Below are 575 nucleotides of genomic sequence, written 5' to 3' on the forward strand. Positions count from 1 at the left end.
GACCACCTTCGTAGTCCGGAAGCCCATCCTCACGAGTCTCGTAGATCTCGAAGGCGTCGTAGCCCCAGATGATGAGCTCTCCTTCTTCGTCCACCTCCCAATTCAAGGTCCCGAAGCAATGTGCTTCACAGAGCTGGCAGACTGCCTGTGAATCCGTTACGGTCGCGCCGGTCGACGTTGTCGCTGCTTGGAGTGTTGCCATTGTTAGTCCTCAGGGGCACTTTCCTGCCCCCGTACCCCTTCTGGGGGAACAAAATCGACTGGAAGAGAAGCTGAACCGATTCTGTTCGACCGAGCCTTTCCTCAGGAGTCAACGGTGGCGTCAGTTTCTTTCGAAGCATCGGGTCGGGTGAGCAGTCCCACCTGTTCCAGAAGCGTCGTCGCTTCAGCGAGTCGTTTTCGGTCGGGGTCATCCAGTTGCTCGATATCGATGCTGTTGAGGTTACTCAGAGCGCGATACAGTCGATATCCGGGCGTGTCCCGTGGGTCCATAATGTGCGCCTCGCCGACTCCCGGCGCAGAAAAACAATGCAGGTACGCCGATGTCTCCCGCCGAAGCCTGCATCAGCCTTAAC

The 575-nt window shown here is 57.4% G+C and carries 1 protein-coding gene and 1 pseudogene; both read right to left on the minus strand.

The features are described 5' to 3' along the window. A pseudogene (locus DEQ92_RS21525) lies at positions 1 to 202 on the minus strand (hypothetical protein); the annotation flags it as partial. 101 nt (positions 203 to 303) lie between these two features. Further along, on the minus strand, positions 304 to 492 hold the full coding sequence (locus DEQ92_RS21530; protein ID WP_013035044.1) for a hypothetical protein: 189 nt from the start codon (positions 490 to 492) through the stop codon (positions 304 to 306). Between the last annotated feature and the right edge of the window lie 83 nt (positions 493 to 575).

This window comes from Haloferax sp. Atlit-6N (genome assembly GCF_003383195.1).
Classification (GTDB): domain Archaea; phylum Halobacteriota; class Halobacteria; order Halobacteriales; family Haloferacaceae; genus Haloferax; species Haloferax gibbonsii.

Excerpts from the sequence above, each read along its gene's own strand:
- DEQ92_RS21530 (WP_013035044.1), bottom strand. The coding sequence starts at position 492 with ATGGACCCACGGGACACGCCCGGATATCGACTGTATCGCGCTCTGAGT.